At 69.8% G+C, this 15,395-nt stretch carries 15 protein-coding genes; 9 read left to right on the top strand and 6 right to left on the bottom strand.

Going from position 1 to position 15,395, the window contains the following annotated elements; all coding sequences use genetic code 11:
- Window positions 1-80: 80 nt before the first annotated feature.
- Together LXT13_RS18185 and LXT13_RS18180 are read left to right on the top strand one after the other, a co-directional pair.
- A complete protein-coding gene (locus LXT13_RS18185; protein ID WP_233373369.1) occupies window positions 81-1,853 on the top strand; it encodes an ABC transporter ATP-binding protein in 1,773 nt (590 codons plus the stop codon).
- A 164-nt stretch (window positions 1,854-2,017) separates the two neighbouring features.
- A complete protein-coding gene (locus LXT13_RS18180; RefSeq protein ID WP_233373368.1) occupies window positions 2,018-3,805 on the top strand; it encodes an ABC transporter ATP-binding protein in 1,788 nt (595 codons plus the stop codon).
- Here the strand turns inward: LXT13_RS18180 and ubiG are convergent.
- Together ubiG and LXT13_RS18170 are read right to left on the bottom strand one after the other, a co-directional pair.
- Window positions 3,783-4,520, bottom strand: a complete 738-nt coding sequence (ubiG, locus tag LXT13_RS18175; RefSeq protein WP_233373367.1) for a bifunctional 2-polyprenyl-6-hydroxyphenol methylase/3-demethylubiquinol 3-O-methyltransferase UbiG — start codon at window positions 4,518-4,520, stop codon at window positions 3,783-3,785. The genes LXT13_RS18180 and ubiG overlap by 23 nt on opposite strands.
- A 38-nt stretch (window positions 4,521-4,558) precedes the next feature.
- Complete coding sequence (locus LXT13_RS18170) at window positions 4,559-4,948, bottom strand: thiol-disulfide oxidoreductase DCC family protein (RefSeq protein ID WP_233373366.1); 390 nt, start codon at window positions 4,946-4,948, stop codon at window positions 4,559-4,561.
- 110 nt (window positions 4,949-5,058) lie between these two features.
- On the opposite strand from LXT13_RS18170, the gene ubiM reads away from it, so the two are divergent.
- Window positions 5,059-6,222 carry a 5-demethoxyubiquinol-8 5-hydroxylase UbiM gene (gene ubiM, locus LXT13_RS18165; RefSeq protein WP_233373365.1) on the top strand — a complete coding sequence of 388 codons (1,164 nt, stop codon included), beginning with the start codon at window positions 5,059-5,061 and terminating at the stop codon, window positions 6,220-6,222.
- 128 nt (window positions 6,223-6,350) lie between these two features.
- Here ubiM and LXT13_RS18160 read toward each other — a convergent pair whose 3' ends face one another.
- Window positions 6,351-6,977 carry a phasin family protein gene (locus LXT13_RS18160; protein ID WP_233373364.1) on the bottom strand — a complete coding sequence of 209 codons (627 nt, stop codon included), beginning with the start codon at window positions 6,975-6,977 and terminating at the stop codon, window positions 6,351-6,353.
- A 177-nt stretch (window positions 6,978-7,154) separates the two neighbouring features.
- On the opposite strand from LXT13_RS18160, the gene LXT13_RS18155 reads away from it, so the two are divergent.
- The 3 genes from LXT13_RS18155 to LXT13_RS18145 are packed head-to-tail and all read left to right on the top strand — an operon-like array spanning window position 7,155 to window position 10,460.
- Complete coding sequence (locus LXT13_RS18155; protein ID WP_233373363.1) at window positions 7,155-9,161, top strand: SDR family oxidoreductase; 2,007 nt, start codon at window positions 7,155-7,157, stop codon at window positions 9,159-9,161.
- 10 nt (window positions 9,162-9,171) lie between these two features.
- Window positions 9,172-9,717: a GNAT family N-acetyltransferase gene (locus tag LXT13_RS18150; protein ID WP_233373362.1), complete on the top strand. Its 546-nt coding sequence runs from the start codon at window positions 9,172-9,174 to the stop codon at window positions 9,715-9,717.
- Entirely contained in the window at window positions 9,714-10,460 is a 747-nt protein-coding gene (locus tag LXT13_RS18145; protein WP_233373361.1) for a nitrilase-related carbon-nitrogen hydrolase, read from the top strand. The genes LXT13_RS18150 and LXT13_RS18145 overlap by 4 nt, the downstream gene beginning before the upstream one ends.
- Before the next feature lies 1 nt (window position 10,461).
- Here the strand turns inward: LXT13_RS18145 and LXT13_RS18140 are convergent, their stop codons facing one another.
- From LXT13_RS18140 to LXT13_RS18130, 3 genes are all read right to left on the bottom strand, one after another.
- Entirely contained in the window at window positions 10,462-10,947 is a 486-nt protein-coding gene (locus LXT13_RS18140) for a hypothetical protein (RefSeq protein WP_233373360.1), read from the bottom strand.
- Window positions 10,948-10,995: 48 nt separating this feature from the next.
- Window positions 10,996-11,490 (bottom strand): outer membrane lipoprotein, encoded by a 495-nt coding sequence (locus LXT13_RS18135; protein WP_233373359.1) that lies wholly within the window; start codon window positions 11,488-11,490, stop codon window positions 10,996-10,998.
- 83 nt (window positions 11,491-11,573) lie between these two features.
- The gene (locus tag LXT13_RS18130; protein ID WP_233373358.1) at window positions 11,574-12,131 is read right to left on the bottom strand and encodes an HNH endonuclease; all 558 of its coding nucleotides are present in this window, start codon (window positions 12,129-12,131) and stop codon (window positions 11,574-11,576) included.
- Window positions 12,132-12,354: 223 nt separating this feature from the next.
- On the opposite strand from LXT13_RS18130, the gene LXT13_RS18125 reads away from it, so the two are divergent.
- The 3 genes from LXT13_RS18125 to LXT13_RS18115 are packed head-to-tail and all read left to right on the top strand — an operon-like array spanning window position 12,355 to window position 15,355.
- Window positions 12,355-13,077: a TetR/AcrR family transcriptional regulator gene (locus LXT13_RS18125; RefSeq protein WP_419964685.1), complete on the top strand. Its 723-nt coding sequence runs from the start codon at window positions 12,355-12,357 to the stop codon at window positions 13,075-13,077.
- Between the two features lie 26 nt (window positions 13,078-13,103).
- Entirely contained in the window at window positions 13,104-14,894 is a 1,791-nt protein-coding gene (locus LXT13_RS18120) for an acyl-CoA dehydrogenase C-terminal domain-containing protein (protein ID WP_233373357.1), read from the top strand.
- 29 nt (window positions 14,895-14,923) lie between these two features.
- On the top strand, window positions 14,924-15,355 hold the full coding sequence (locus LXT13_RS18115; protein WP_233373356.1) for a DUF2147 domain-containing protein: 432 nt from the start codon (window positions 14,924-14,926) through the stop codon (window positions 15,353-15,355).
- The last annotated feature ends 40 nt before the right edge of the window (window positions 15,356-15,395 follow it).

The following is a 15,395-nucleotide window of genomic DNA, read 5'->3' as shown; positions in this document are numbered from 1 at the left end:
ATGGTGTCCCTGACCATCGGGTCACGCACACCCACCGCCGCGCGCAGCCGCTGTTGCGGCTGCGGCGACACTGTCGCGCCATGTCTGCCGCTTCCGATGCTCCCAGCCTGACCCGCATGCTCGCCGCCTTCGTGCGCGAGCACTGGCGGGCCTACGGCTCGGCGGCGGCGATGCTGTCGTGCATCGCCGCGCTGACGGTCTGGATCCCGCGCCAGGTGGGCCATGTCGTCGATGCGCTCGTCGCCGGCGGGCTGCAGGGGCCGGCACTGCTGCAGCAACTGGCGCTACTGGTGGCCGCAGGGCTCGTCATCTATCTGCTGCGCGTGGGCTGGCGGCTGATGCTGTTCAAGGCGGCCTACCGGCTCGGCGCGCGGCTGCGCACGCGGCTCTTTGCGCGGCTGTCACTGCAGGGCCCGACCTACTTCCAGGCGCAGCGCACCGGCGACCTGATGGCGCTGGCCACGAACGACATCGACGCCGTCGAGCAGGCCGCCGGCGAGGCGATGCTGGCCGGCTTCGACGGCACGCAGACGCTGCTGCTGGTGCTGGCGATGATGACCGTGGGCATCGACTGGCGGCTGGGCATGGCGGCACTCGTGCCGTTCCCGGTCATGGCGCTGGCGTTCTGGTGGATCTCGCAGCACCTGCACCAGGCCGCGCAGGACTCGCTGACCCGCTTCGGCGACCTGAACCAGCAGGTGCAGGAGAGCCTGGCTGGCGTGCGCACGCTGCGCGCGCTGGGCCAGGCGCCGCGCAGCCAGGCCCGCTTCGGCGAGCTGGCGGAGCAAGCGGCGGAGGCGGCCTTCCGCTCGCAGCGCTGGGAGGCCGCCTACGAGCCGGCCGTGGGCATGACGCTGGGCGCCGCGTTCTTCATCGCGCTGGCCGTCGGCGGCTGGCTAGTGGCTCGGCAGCAGATCACGATTGGCCAGCTTACGGCCTTCACGATGTACCTGGGCCAGCTGATCTGGCCGATGTTCGCGGCCGGCTGGGTGATGGCGCTGCTGGAGCGCGGCCGCGCCGCCTGGACGCGGCTGGCGCCCGTGCTGGATGCGCCGCTGACGCTCACCGACGAGGGCCGGTCGGCACTGCCGGCCGACGCGACGCTGCGGTCGGAGGGCCTCACGTTCACCTTCCCCGGCGCGAAACGGCCGGCGCTGGAGGGTGTGGACTTCTCGATCGCACCGGGCCGCACGCTGGGCATCGTCGGCGCGACGGGCGCCGGCAAGTCCACCCTCGTGCGCCTGCTGCTGCGGCAGGCCGAGCCCGACGGCGGCCGGCTGACGCTGGGCGGCGTGGCTCTCCCACAGCTGCCGCTGGCCACGCTGCGCGCCCACATCGCCTGGGTGCCGCAGGAGCCCTTCCTGTTCTCGGCGTCGGTGGCCGACAACATCGCGCTGGCGCGGCCCACCGCCACGCCCGCCGAGGTCGAGGCCGCGGCGCGGCTGGCGGCCGTGCACGACGACATCGCTCGACTTCCCGACGGCTACGCCACCGAGGTCGGCGAGCGCGGCGTGACGCTGTCGGGCGGCCAGCGCCAACGCGTTGCCATCGCGCGGGCGCTGCTGTCGGACAGCGCGCTGCTGGTGCTGGACGACGCGCTATCGGCCGTCGACACCGGCACGGAGACGGCAATCCTCGACCACCTGCGCGAGCTACGCACCGTGCGCCCCGGGCGCAGCGTCATCGTCATTGCGCACCGGCTGTCGGCAGTCATGGAGGCCGACGAGATCCTTGTCTTGAAGCAGGGGCGCGTCGTCGAGCGCGGCACCCATGCTGAGCTGCTGGCGCTGCAGGGCTGGTATGCCTCGCAATGGCGCTATCAACAGATCGAGGCCAGCCTTGAAGCCGCCTGACAGGAGACCCCCCGCCCAGCCGTACGCCGCTGAACGCGGTGCGTCTGGCCGGTCCCCCGAGGGAGCGGCGATGCTCGAGGCATCGAGCCGCGAGCCCATCGCCAAAGCGGGCGGGCTCGGGAGCGGCCCAGCGCTCGACCCGCAGAACCGGATGGACCACTGAGATGGCGAAGCCCCACGAGAAGCCCTGGCAAAGCGTCGGCCTGCTGATGGACGCCGCCCGCCCCGAGCGGCCGCAGCTGGTGCGCGGTGCGCTGTGGCTGCTGCTGGCCGCCGGCCTGGAGGCGCTGGGCCCGATCCTCGGCAAGCGTTACATCGACCACCACCTGCTGCCGGGCCGTTACGACTTCGTCGAAATGGGCACGCTGCTGGCGATGGTGCTGGCTGTCAGCTGGGCGGCGAGCTGGACGCGCTATGCGCAGCTGTCGCGCATGGCCGGGGTCGCGCGGCGTTCGGTGCTGCGGCTGCGCGAGCGGGTCTACGCGCATGTGCTGGCGCTGCCGATGGCGTTCTTCGACAAGGCCATCACCGGTCAGCTTGTCAGCCGCGTCACCAACGATACCGAGGCGGTGAACCAGCTGTACCGCCAGGTGCTGTACGTGATGCTGGACTCGTCCATCGTCGTCGCCGGTTCGCTGGCGGCCATGGCCTGGCTGGACTGGCGGCTGATGCTCATCGTCGCAACGCTGGTGCCGGCCATGGTGATCATCATCAAGGGCTACCAGCGGTTGTCCGCGCCGGCCGTGGCGCGCACGCGGCAGTTGCGCAGCGACATCAATGCGCAGATGGCCGAGAGCATGGCCGGCATGGCGGTGCTTCAGGCGGCTGGCGCGGCGCAGCGCTTCGGCGCGCGCTTCGAGGCGGTGAACGGCGAGCATCGCCTCTCGCGTATCGCCGAGCTGCGCGCCAACGCGTGGCTGCTGCGGCCGGCGCTGGACCTGCTGAACGTGCTGCTGCTCGTCACGGTCATCTACGGTTTCGGGCTGCGCGAGCTGTCGGGCCCGATGGGGGCCGTGGAGGTGGGGCTGCTGTATGCCTTCCTCAGCTACATCGCGCGGGTCGTCGAGCCGCTGATCCAGATCACGATGCAGTTCGGCCAGCTGCAGCAGGCCATGGTGGCGGCCTCCCGCGTGCGGGCGCTGCTCGAGGAGGATGAGCATCGCGGTCCGCCGCAGGACGGCCGTGCGATCGCCCACGGCGCGCTGCGCCTCGAAGGACTGACCTTCGGCTATGACCCTGCACGGCCCGTGCTGCACGGCGTGGATGTCGACATCCCGGCCGGCGACTTCTGCGGCATCGTGGGCCATACCGGCAGCGGCAAGAGCACGCTGCTGTCGCTGCTGCTGCGCTTCTACACGGCGCAGCAGGGGCGCATCACCGTCGACGGTCAGCCGCTTGCGGCGGTGCCGGATGTGGCCTTCCGCGACGCAGTGGGCCTGGTGCCGCAGGAACCCTTCCTTGTGGCGGCCAGCGTGCGCGAGAACATCGCGATGGGCCGGCCGGGCATCACCGACGCCGCCGTAGAGGCGGCGGCCCATGCTGCCCGCGCGCACGACTTCATCACTGCGCTCCCGCAGGGCTACGACACGCGGCTCGGTGAAGGTGGCGCGCGCGTCTCCACCGGCCAGAAGCAGCTGATCGCGATGGCCCGGGCACTGGCCGGTGCGCCGCGCATCCTGTTCCTCGATGAAGCCACCAGCAACATCGACAGCGCGACCGAACAGCTCGTCGGCGAGGCGCTGACGGCGCTGCACGGCCGCGTGACGGTGGTGGCCATCGCGCACCGGCTGTCCACCATCCGCGCGGCGGACCAGATCCTCGTGCTGAACCATGGCCGGCTACAGGAGCGCGGCACGCACGAGGTGCTGATGGCCTTCGACGGCGGCCTGTACCGCAGGCTCGTGGAGCTTCAGACGCTCGAAGAGGTGGCTAGCGCCCCGCCGGGCGGGTGAAGCTGGCCAGGTAGTTGACCGAGGTGTCGTGCGTCCAATGCGCGCGGTGCAGCAGCGGCAGGTAGCGCATGCCCAGCCGTTGCTGCGGCTGCAGGCCGGCCACGCGTGCAGCGGCCTCCAGTTCATCGGGCGTCACGAACTGGCGCCAGCGATGCGTGCCCACTGGCAGCACGCGCAGCACGTACTCGGCCATGCCGATGGCCAGCAGTGCGCTGCGCCAGGTGCGGTTGATGGTGGACGCGACCATCAGTGCGCCCGGCGCCACGGCCGCGCCCACTTGGGCGACGAAGGCGGCCACGTCGGCCACATGCTCTACCACCTCCAGCGCCAGCACGAGGTCGAAGCGCTCGTCCGGCCGCAGCGCGGTGGCGGGCTCGCCGTGGCGATAGTCCAGCCTTGCGGCGATCTCGGGCGACGCCGCGGCATGGCGGCGTGCGGCACCGATGTTGCCGGCCGATGCATCGATGCCCACCACGTCGGCGCCGGCCCGGGCCAGCGCCTCGCTCATGAGCCCGCCACCGCAGCCGACGTCCAGCACGCGCAACCCGGCCAGCGGCCGGCCGAAATGGCGCTCGGCGGCGTCGCGCACCCAGCGGCCTCGCAGCGCCTGCGTCACGTGCAGCGGCCGCATCGGGCCGCGAGCGTCCCACCAGGTCGCGCTCCAGGCGTCGAAGCGGGCGATTTCGTCGGCGCGTGCGGTGCGTAGCTCAGCCATCGAGACCTGCCGTCACGGCCAGCGGGCGGCGAGGGGGCTCATCGCGCCGGGCGCCAGAGCCGGCGCAGCCTCAGGAAGGCGGTGTAGCCGAAGTCCAGTAGCTTGACGAGCAGCGGCCGGTCCAGCACGCTTGCCAGCCGGGCCAGCAGCGGGTAGCCGGGCAGTGCGGCCCACAGCGCGAGGAAAGCGGCGGCGCCCTGCACCAGCTGCCCGTCGGGCCGGCGCAGGTGCAGGCGAGCCAGCGCCTGGTTGCGCGGCAGGTCGTGGCCCAGCGCCACAGGCGGGCAGGCGCTCGCATCGACCCAGCACAGTGCGTCGGCGCCCGCGCCTCGCCGGTACAGCGCAATCTCGCGGCGGCAGACCGGGCAGGCGCCGTCGAAGTAGACCGTAGGCCGGTCGGGCAGCGGCGGAGTCATCGACTTGTCCATGAGGCGACATCGTGCCGCCGATGCCACAACCCCGTCATGTGGCAGGGCATGCGCGGGAGGGATGATGTGGATCAAGGCGGGCCAAGGGGCGCCTGTCCTAGGCTGGCAGCATGGATGCAATGGACGATGCCGGCACCGATGTGCTGATCTGTGGGGCCGGCCCGGCTGGGCTGGCGCTGGCCTGCGCGCTGCACGACCGCGGCCTGCGTGTGCGCGTGCTGGAGCAGGCCGACGAGGCCACGCTGGCCCAGCCGGCCGACGATGGTCGCGAGATTGCGCTGACGCACCGCTCGCGCCGGCTGCTGGAACGCCTGGGCCTGTGGCAGCGACTGCCGGACATCGCGCCGCTGCGTCGCGCCAGCGTGCGCTCCAGCGGATCAAGCACGCCGCTGCCTTTCGAGGCGCGCGGGCAGGACCTGGGCTGGCTGGTGTCCAACCGCCACCTGCGTGCGGCAGCCTGGGCCGGTGCGCGCGAGCGCGGCGTGCCGGTACTGTGCGGACGCCGGGTGGCCGGCTTCGAGGCGACCACGGGCGACGCCAGTCTGCGCACCGCCTGCGGCGAAGTGCATGCGGCGCCGCTGGTGGTGGCCGCAGACAGCCGCTTCTCCGTGCTGCGGCGCCTGGCCGGCATCGGCGCACGCCACCGGGACTTCGGCCGCAGTGCGCTGCTCGTGCCGCTGGCGCATGACCGCGACCACGGCGGCCTCGCGCAGGAGTGCTTTCTGGCCGGCCACACGCTGGCGCTGCTGCCGATGAACGGCGGGCGCAGCTCGGCCGTGTGGACGGTGGCCAATGCGGCGCTGCCGCGGCTGCAGGCGCTGGACGACGCGGCGCTGGCCGCGGAGATCGAACAGGCGGCCGAGGGGCGGCTGGGGGCGATGCGCGTGGCCGGCGGCCGGCATGTGTACCCGCTGGTGGCGGTGTGGGCCGAGCGCTTCGTTGCGCCGCGCTTTGCGCTGATCGGCGACGCCGCCGTGGGCATGCATCCGGTCACGGCGCATGGCTACAACCTCGGGCTCTACGGCATCGAGGCGCTGTCGCGCCGGCTGGCGCCGGGCCGCGACCCGGGCGAGCTGGGCGCGCTGCAGGCCTACGAGGCCGAGCACCGCCGCGCGGCCGGGCCGATGTACGCGGGCACGAACGCGCTGGTGCGCTTCTTCACCGACGACCGCGCGCCGGTGCTGGCGCTGCGCCGCGTCGTCATCGACGTGGCCCGCCACCTGCCGCCGCTGCGCGCGGCGATCACGCGCCGGCTGGTCGACGCTGCGGCCTGAGCGCGGCCCGGCCGTGCCCGCCTGTTGCGGCGGGCACCCGCAGACGACAACGCCACCGCTCCGCGGTGGCAACGCGATGGCGTGAGCGCTGCAGCGGCCGCCCGGTGCAGGGCGGCCGGCAGGAACCGTCAGGCGCCGGTGGTCGGCGCGGTGGCCTTCCTTGCCGGAGCTTTCTTGGCGGCCGGGGCCTTCTTGACCGCGGTTTTGGCCGTGGTCTTTGCGGGCGCCTTGGCGGGCGACTTGGCGGCGGCCTTCACAGGAGCCACCTTCTTGGCCGTCGGGGCGGCCTTCTTCGCGGGCGCTGCCTTCCCGGCCGTGGCGGGCTTCTTGCCGCCGTCGAGCGCATCCAGTCGCTTGGCCAACGCTTCCAGCTCGGCAGCCGTCGGCACGCCGAGGCTCTTCAGCGCCTTGGCCACGCGGCCCTCGAAGATGGCTTCGAGCTTGTCCCACTGCTGGCCGGCCTTGGCGCCGACGTCGCCGGCCACGCCGCTGACCTTGCTGGCCACAGCGCTGAGCTTTTCCTCGGCGGCGGACTGTGTCTTCTTCTGCAGCTTCATGCCCTCGGAGACCAGCGCCTCGAACACCTTGCTGCCTTCGCCCTGCGCCTTGGAAAAGGAGGCCAGGCCCGCGGCCCAGATGTGCTGGGCACTGTCCTTGATGTTCTGGGCCATCTCGCTGTCGAGCAGGCCGGCCGGGAAGCCGCTGGCCGCCGCGGCCTTCTTCTTGTCCGCCATCTTCTGGAGCTTCTTGACCATCGCAGTGTCCTTTCGGGTGAGCGCGTTGACTGTGCCGCCTGACTGTAGCGGCGGCGTCCCGCGCCGGCACGTCGAGTCCTAGTGAGAAGGCCCTACGCCGGCCCTGGGGAAAGTGCGCACCGGGCCGCCGCGGGCGCTGGGGAAGAATGGTCCGAAACCTACGATCAGGAGACCCGAATGCAGTATTTCGTCACCGGTGCCACGGGCTTCATCGGCAAGCGGCTCGTCAAGAAGCTGCTGGCCCGGCGGGGCAGCACGGTCTACTTCCTGATGCGCGAGGAAAGCGCTGCGAAGCTGCCCGACCTGCTGACCTACTGGGGTGTGTCCAAGACACGGGCCATTCCCGTCTATGGCGACCTGACGGCCCGCAAGCTCGGCGTGGCGGCTGACGTCATCAAGAGCCTCAAGGGCCAGGTCGACCACCTCTACCACCTGGCCGCGGTCTACGACCTGGGCGCCGACGAGGCCTCGCAGGTGGCCGTCAACATCGAAGGCACTCGGAGCATGGTGGAGTTCGCCCAGGCCATCGAGGCCGGGCATGTGCACCATGTCAGCTCGATCGCGGCGGCAGGGCTGTACGAGGGCGTGTTCCGCGAGGACATGTTCGACGAGGCCGAGAACCTGGGCCACCCGTATTTCATGACCAAGCACGAGAGCGAGAAGATCGTGCGCAAGGAGTGCCGGCGGCCATGGACTGTCTACCGGCCCGCGATGGTGGTGGGCGACTCGCACTCCGGCGAGATGGACAAGATCGATGGCCCGTACTACTTCTTCAAGCTGATCCAGCGGCTGCGGCAGATCCTGCCGCCGTGGATGCCCGGGGTGGGCCTGGAGGGCGGGCGCATCAACATCGTGCCGGTGGACTTCGTCGTCGACGCGCTCGACCACATCTCGCACAAAGTCCACAAGAGCCAGGGCTGCTACCACCTGGTCGATCCCAAGGGCTACCGGGTCGGCGACGTGCTGGACATCTTCAGCAAGGCCGCGCACGCGCCGAAGATGAACCTGTTCATCAACGCGGCGCTGCTGGGTTTCATCCCGAAGAGCGTGAAGAAAGGGCTGATGGCGCTGGCGCCGATGCGCCGCATCCGCAACGCGGTGATGAAGGACCTGGGGCTGCCCGATGACCTGTTCACTTTCATCAACTACCCCACGCGCTTCGACTGCCGCGACACCGACGCGATGCTGAAGGGCAGCGGCATCGCCTGCCCGGACCTGAACGACTACGCCTGGCGGCTGTGGGACTACTGGGAACGTCACCTCGACCCGGACCTGTTCATCGACCGTAGCCTGCGTGGCGCCACGGCCGGGAAGGTCGTGCTGGTGACGGGGGGCTCGTCAGGCATTGGTCTGGCGGCGGCGATCAAGTTCGCCGAGGCCGGTGCCATCACGCTGATCTGCGCGCGTGACGAGGCCAAGCTGGCCGACGCCGTCGCCGAGATCAAGGCCAAGGCCGGCAAGGACGCGCGGGTGCATGCGCTGGCCTGCGACATCGCCGATGAGGCCGGCGCGGCCAGCCTTGTCGAGTGGTGCGCGCGGGATTTTGGCGGCGTGGACTTCCTCATCAACAACGCCGGCCGCTCGATCCGCCGCGCCATCGAGAGCAGCTACGACCGCTTCCACGACTTCGAGCGCACGATGCAGCTGAACTACTTCGGCTGCCTGCGCGTGACGATGGGTCTGCTGCCGGCCATGGTGGCCAGGAAGCGCGGCCATGTCGTCAACATCAGCTCCATCGGCGTGCTGACGAACGCGCCGCGCTTCAGTGCCTACGTGGCCAGCAAGGCGGCGCTGGACGCGTGGACGCGCTGTGCGTCCAGCGAGTTCGCCGATGTCGGCGTGACTTTCACGACGATCAACATGCCGCTGGTGCGCACGCCGATGATCGCGCCCACGAAGATCTACAACAACGTGCCGACGCTGTCGCCTGAAGAGGCCGCGGACATGATCGCGCAGGCCTGCATCGCCAAGCCCGTGCGCATCGCGACCAAGCTGGGTGTGTCCGGCGAGCTGCTGCATGCCGCGGCGCCACGCATCGCGCAGATCGTCATGAACACGAGCTTCCGCATGTTCCCCGACAGCGAGGCAGCCAAGAACCTCAAGCCCGGCGAGAAGCTCAAGGGCGGCGGCCTGTCGCCCGAGGCCATCGCGCTTCAGCAGATGATGCGCGGCATCCACTTCTGATCCGATCACCATGCTCCGAGGACAACGTATCGGCCTTCGCCACGTCACCGAAGAAGACCTGCCCTGGCTCAAGCGCACGACGGGTGACCCGCAGCTGCGTGGGCCCTTCCTCGGCTCGCGCATGCTGGCGCCGCGCGAGGTGGACCGGCGCTGGCAGGAGAACGGCTTCTCCGGCGAGGACGCCGAGCGGCTGCTGATTTGCCACCTGCTGGACGGCAGCGTCATCGGCGACGTGGTGCACTTCACCGCCAGCCGCTACACGACGGCGCGCGAGATCGGCTGGATGCTGGCCGACGTATCGATGCGCGGCCAGGGCCTCGCGACCGAGGCAGCCGCGCTGCTGGTGGACTATCTGTTCGAGAACCTGCCGGTCAACCGGCTGTCCTGCGGCATGACCGTACACAACCACGCGTCGCGCCGCGTGGCCGAGAAGGCCGGCTTCAAGCACGAGGGCATCCAGCGCGGCATCGTCTTCGTGAACGGCGAGTACGTCGATTGCCATTCGCTGGCACTGCTGCGCAGCGACTGGCTGGCAATGCGGGCCCGGACCGCGTGAGCCCGCGCCGGTGGGCCGTCGTGCAGCCGCGCATGCACTGGACGCTGGAAGGCAATGTCGCCGAGACCGTAGCCGCGCTGGAGGCCGCTGCGGCGGCTGGCGCCGAGGGCTGCGTCGGCACCGAGCTGGCGCTGACGGGCTTCCATCGCCGGCTGCCTGAATTGCTGGACGCCACGGCCCTGGCCGACGCCGAGGCGATGCTGCGGGCCTGCTGCGCGCGGCGGCGGCTGGCAGCCGCCATCGGCGTGCCGACGCTGGGCGCCGACGGTGCCGTCTTCAACAGCCATGTCTACATCGATCCTGCCGGCCGCGAGGTCGGGCGGGTGCACAAGCGCGGCCTCACGGCCAGTGAAGCCGGTTTCTTTGCGCCTGGCGGCACGCGGGGCTGGACGTCGTTGGCCGGCTTGGCGGTGACGTCGGTTCTGTGTCGCGAGATGCTGGACATCGACGCGCTCCGGGTGGAGCTGAGCCCGCCGCCGCCGGGAGTGCGCGTGATCTTCTGGCCAAGCTACATCGGCGAGTCGGACACCGAGCAGACCGCGCTGTGCGCGGCCTACCGGGAGGGCGCGCGTCGGCTGGCCGTCGAGCTGGGCGCCTGGGTGCTGCAGAGCAACTGGCCCGAGGCGCTGAACCTGCCGGGGGCGCATGGCTTCGGACATAGCGTGGTGATCGCGCCGGGCGGGCAGCGCGTCGCGACGCTGCCGCGCGATGCGGCCGCACTGCAGCTTGTCGAAATCGCTTGAGTCAGTCCCGACCGGCGGGCCGCTCGAAGCCGCCGTCCACCCAGGCTTCGGCCGCGCTCTGCGTGAGGCGGAAGCTGGCGGCCACCTTGAATTCCGCGAGGGGCTCACCTGCCGCGTCCTGCGCGCGCAACCAGGCGTAGGGCTCCTCTTCGGCCGGCACGATTTCCAGCGTGATCTTCAGCCAGGCGCCATCGCGGGCGACGTAGAGCGCCTTGTTCAGCTGGGCCTCGCGCTGCTGCTCGTGGCGGCGGATAACCTCGTGCGCCGTCTTGACCAGTGTGTTGAAGGCGTTGCCGTCCAGCGGCTTGGGGTTTTTCTTGTCGCGGCCCATGGTCCAGGGGCCCACGAGCGCCGGCTCGCTTTCGCCGGCCTTGTACATGGCCACGGCCCAGCCCTCGTCGTCTTCGTTCTTGATGACCTGGGCAGTCCAGCCGTTGTCGCGCCACAGGCGCGCTTCGTGCAGCGGTTCGTCGTCGGGAGCAGACATGAAAAATGGCGGGCCAAAGCCCGCCATTGTCATCGGGGATTCGGCGGCTCAGCCGTTGCTGGCCGGTGCAGCCGCTGGCTGCACCGCCGGCGCGCGCGTCACGCGGGTCTTGCCACCGGTGGTCACGAGGACGACCGGGTCGCCGCTGTTGAAGCTCTCCTGGCCCTTGGCCTGGATGATGGAGCGGCGTTCGCCATTGCGCAGCTGCACGATGATTTCCAGAGCGTCCTCGCGCGTGGCCGAGCGCTCGATGGCGTTGCCGATCACGGCGCCCGCCACGGCACCCAGCACGCCGGCGACCTGGCCATCGCGCCGGCCACCCACCGTGCTGCCGGCGATCGCGCCTGTCACACCACCGGCCACACCGCCGATGCCGCTCTGCGTGCCGTCCACGACGACGGGGCGCACATTCAGCACCGTCGCGTCCTGCACTTGGGCCATGCGTTGCGCGTCACCACGCTGGACCACGTCCGGGCTGGTCGTCGAGCAGGCGGACAGTGCCACGGCGGCGGCCAGGGCGAGGGAAGTCATGAGCTTGGACATTCGAATTCTCCTTGGGCAAACCACGAGCCCAACGCGCCAGATTGTCCCGCCGTTGACCGCTCGATGCAGCGGCCTACAACTCTTTACCCATGCAGGCGGCTGGAGCGGGGCACGCTGGCCAGCAGGAATTCCATCTGATCGGCCAGGATGCGCCGGCCACGCAGGATCATGTCCTCATGCAGGCTCGGCACATAGGGCAGGAAGAGCAGGCTCATGCGTGCCTCCTCGGGCATTCGGTTGCCCTTGCGGCCGTTGCAAGCCTTGCAGGCGGTAATGCAGTTCATCCACGTGTCCTGCCCGCCGCGCGACGTGGGGTGGATGTGCTCGCGCGTGAGGTCTTCCGGCAGGCAGCGCTGGCCGCAGTAGGCGCAGATGAAGCGGTCCCGCACGAAGAGCTTGCCGTTGGTCAGCGCAGGCGCCTGGCGCCAGGCCCGGCTGGGCACGGCGCCGCGCACCGCGATGATGGGATGAACCTCGATGCGGGACTGGCGGCCGGACATGCGCTGCAGCCCGCCGCGCAGTACCTGGCAGGGTTCCCCGAGCGTCCAGGCGACGCCGTCCAGGGCGTAGATGACCGCCGCTTCGCGTGTCGTGATCCACGCTTGCGGGCGGCCGGAGACATCGAGCTGCAGAACATCCACTGGTTCAACCTCCGCCCGAGAGCCTAGCGAGATCCGCGCCAGGGCTCAAGCGTGGTGGTATGACAGCCGGCGCCTGCGGGTTCCCTCGGGTTGCCTGGCACGTCGGCCGCGTGTCCGAAGGCGCATTAGGCGCATCACCCTAGGATTTCGTGGGAGAAGGTGGCGCGATTCCCGCGACGGCCTGCAAAATAGAACGATCGTTCGTTTTATTCCGCAGCCGCTCGTGTCGACGCAGTCCGCCTCCGCCAAGAAAGCCGCCCCGCTTCGCGCTGCGAAGCCGGTGCGCGTGGCGCGTTCGCTGCAGAAGGGCCAGCAGACGCGGGCCGCCATCCTTGACGCCGCGCTGGGCCTGGCTTCGCACATGGGCCTGGAAGGCCTGTCCATCGGCGCACTGGCCGACGTGACGGGCATGAGCAAGTCGGGCGTCTTCGCGCACTTCGGCTCGCGTGAAGAGCTGCAGATCGCCGTCGTCACCGAGTACCACGCCAAGTTCGAGGAAGAGGTCTTCTTCACCGCGATCCGCGAGCCGCGCGGGCTGCCGCGGCTGCGCGCGATGTTCGAGCGCTGGGTGCGGCGCGTGTCGGTCGAGGTCGATTCGGGCTGCATCTACATCAGCGGTGCCGTGGAGTTCGACGACCGGCCCGGCCCCGTGCGTGATGCACTGGTGGCCATGGTCAAGGCCTGGCATGCCGCGCTGCACAAGGCCATCCTGCTGTCAGTCGAGGCCGGCCACCTGGAGGCCGATGCCGATGTCGACCAGATCGTCTTCGAGCTGCACGGGCTGATCCTGTCGCTGCACCATGACGCTCGCTTCATGCGCATTCCCGGCGCGCTGGCGCGGGCCGGCATCGGCTTCGACCGCGCCATCCAGTACTACGCGACGCCGGCCGGCCTGCAGGTCGACGCCGCCCTCAAGTCATCCAAGAACGGCGCCACCCGGCGCTGACCCTCACCTCGCCCCAGGAGTCCCCGATGCCCCAGTACACCCCGCCCTTGCGTGACATGCAGTTCGTCATGCACGAGCTGCTGAACGTCGTCGACGAGCTGAAGATGCTCCCCGCCCACGCGGACATCGATGCCGACGCGATCAACGCGGTGCTCGAGGAGGGCGGCAAGTTCGCCGCCGAGGTGCTCGCGCCGTTGAACCTCAGCGGTGACGAGCAGGGCTGCACGCTCGACAAGGCGACCCACGAGGTCACCACGCCCAAGGGCTTCAAGGATGCCTACCGCCAGTACGTCGAAGGCGGCTGGCCGGCGCTGAGCTGCGACACCGAATACGGCGGCTCCGGCCTGCCGCACCTGGTGAACCAGTTCTTCTACGAAATGCTGAACTCGGCCAACCAGGCGTGGACGATGTACCCCGGCCTGAGCCACGGCGCCTACGAGGCGCTGCATGCGCACGGCACCCCCGAGCAGAAGGCCACCTACCTGCCCAAGCTGACCAGCGGCGAATGGACCGGCACGATGTGCCTGACCGAGCCGCACTGCGGCACCGACCTCGGCCTGCTGCGCACCAAGGCCGAGCCGCAGGCCGACGGCACCTACAAGATCACCGGCCAGAAGATCTTCATCTCCGCCGGCGAGCACGACATGACCGAGAACATCGTGCACCTCGTGCTGGCGCGCCTGCCGGATGCCCCGCAGGGCAGCAAGGGCATCTCGCTGTTCATCGTGCCGAAGTTCCACGTCAATGTCGACGGCTCGCTCGGTGCGCGCAACAGCATCTTCTGCGCCGGCCTGGAGCACAAGATGGGCATCCACGGCAACGCCACCGCGCAGATCGTGCTGGAGGACGCCGTCGGCACGATGGTCGGCGAGCCCAACAGGGGCCTGGCCGCGATGTTCGTCATGATGAACGCCGCCCGCCTGGGCGTCGGCAACCAGTCGCTGGGCCTGACGGAAGTGGCCTACCAGAACGCCGTGGCCTACGCCAAGGACCGCATCCAGATGCGCGCGCTGTCAGGCCCCAAGGCGCCGGACAAGCCGGCCGATCCGATCATCGTGCACCCTGACGTCCGCAAGATGCTGTTGACCGCCCGCGCCTATGCCGAGGGCGGCCGCATGCTGCAGGCCTACACGGTGCTGCAGCTCGACAAGGCGCTCAAGAGCGACGACGAGGACGAGCGCAAGGAGGCCGATGCCGAGGTCGCGCTGCTGACGCCCATCGTCAAGGCCTTCATCACCGACAACGGCTGGACGGCCACGTCGCACTGCATGCAGGTATTCGGCGGCCATGGCTACATCCATGAGTGGGGCATGGAGCAGTTCGTGCGCGATGCGCGCATCAACATGATCTACGAGGGCACCAACACCATCCAGTCGCTGGACCTGCTGGGCCGTAAGGTGCTGGCCAACAACGGCGCCACGCTGAAGAAGTTCGGCAAGAAGATCGCCGCCTTCATCGAGGAAGAGGGCGTCGTGGAGGCCATGCAGGAGTTCGTGAACCCGCTGGCCGACCTGGGCGACAAGGTCAACAAGCTGACGCAGGAAGTCGGCATGAAGGCCTTCGGCAACCCTGACGAGGTGGGGGCGGCTGCCGTCGATTACCTGCGCGTCGTCGGCCACCTGTGCTTTGCCTACCTGTTCGCGCAGGCTGCCAAGATCGCGCTGGCCAAGAAGGACTCCGGCGACCCGTTCTACACCGCCAAGCTGGCGACCGCGCGCTTCTACTTCGCCAAGCTGCTGCCCGAGACGGCCAGCCTGATCCGCAGCTGCCGCGCCGGTCTCGCGCCGCTGATGGCCATGGACGAAGCGCTGTTCTGATCGCCCGCACCGACGCCAAGGATGCCCCGATGAAAGTCCTGTTCGCTGCTGCACTGCTGTCGCCCCTGCTTGCCTTCGGGCAAGCGACCCCCGTGGGCCTGTGGAAGACCATCGACGACGACGGCAAAACCGCGAAGTCGCTGGTCCGCATCAGCGAACAGGGGGGCACCCTCGTCGGCAACATCGACAAGCTGCTGGATCCCAAGGACCCCGCCGACGCCAAGTGCGACAAGTGCACCGACGACCGTAAGGATCAGCCTGTCGTCGGTTTGCAGATCATCCGCAGCGTCAAGGCCGAGGGTGATGGCGTCTGGGGTGGTGGCGAGATACTGGACCCCAATAACGGCAAGACCTATCGCACGCGGCTGAAGCCGGTGGACGCAGGCAGGAAGCTGGAGGTGCGTGGCTACATCGGCGCCCCTCTGTTCGGCCGCACCCAGACCTGGGTCCGCGTCGAGTGACAAGTCAGTTGGGGCAGACCAGTCGGGCAAGCTGCCTGGT

Source organism: Pelomonas cellulosilytica, assembly GCF_021353265.1.
Taxonomy (GTDB): Bacteria; Pseudomonadota; Gammaproteobacteria; order Burkholderiales; family Burkholderiaceae_C; genus Pelomonas; species Pelomonas cellulosilytica.
Note: the sequence above shows the minus strand (reverse complement) of the source record. Positions and strands in the feature narration are given on the sequence as shown.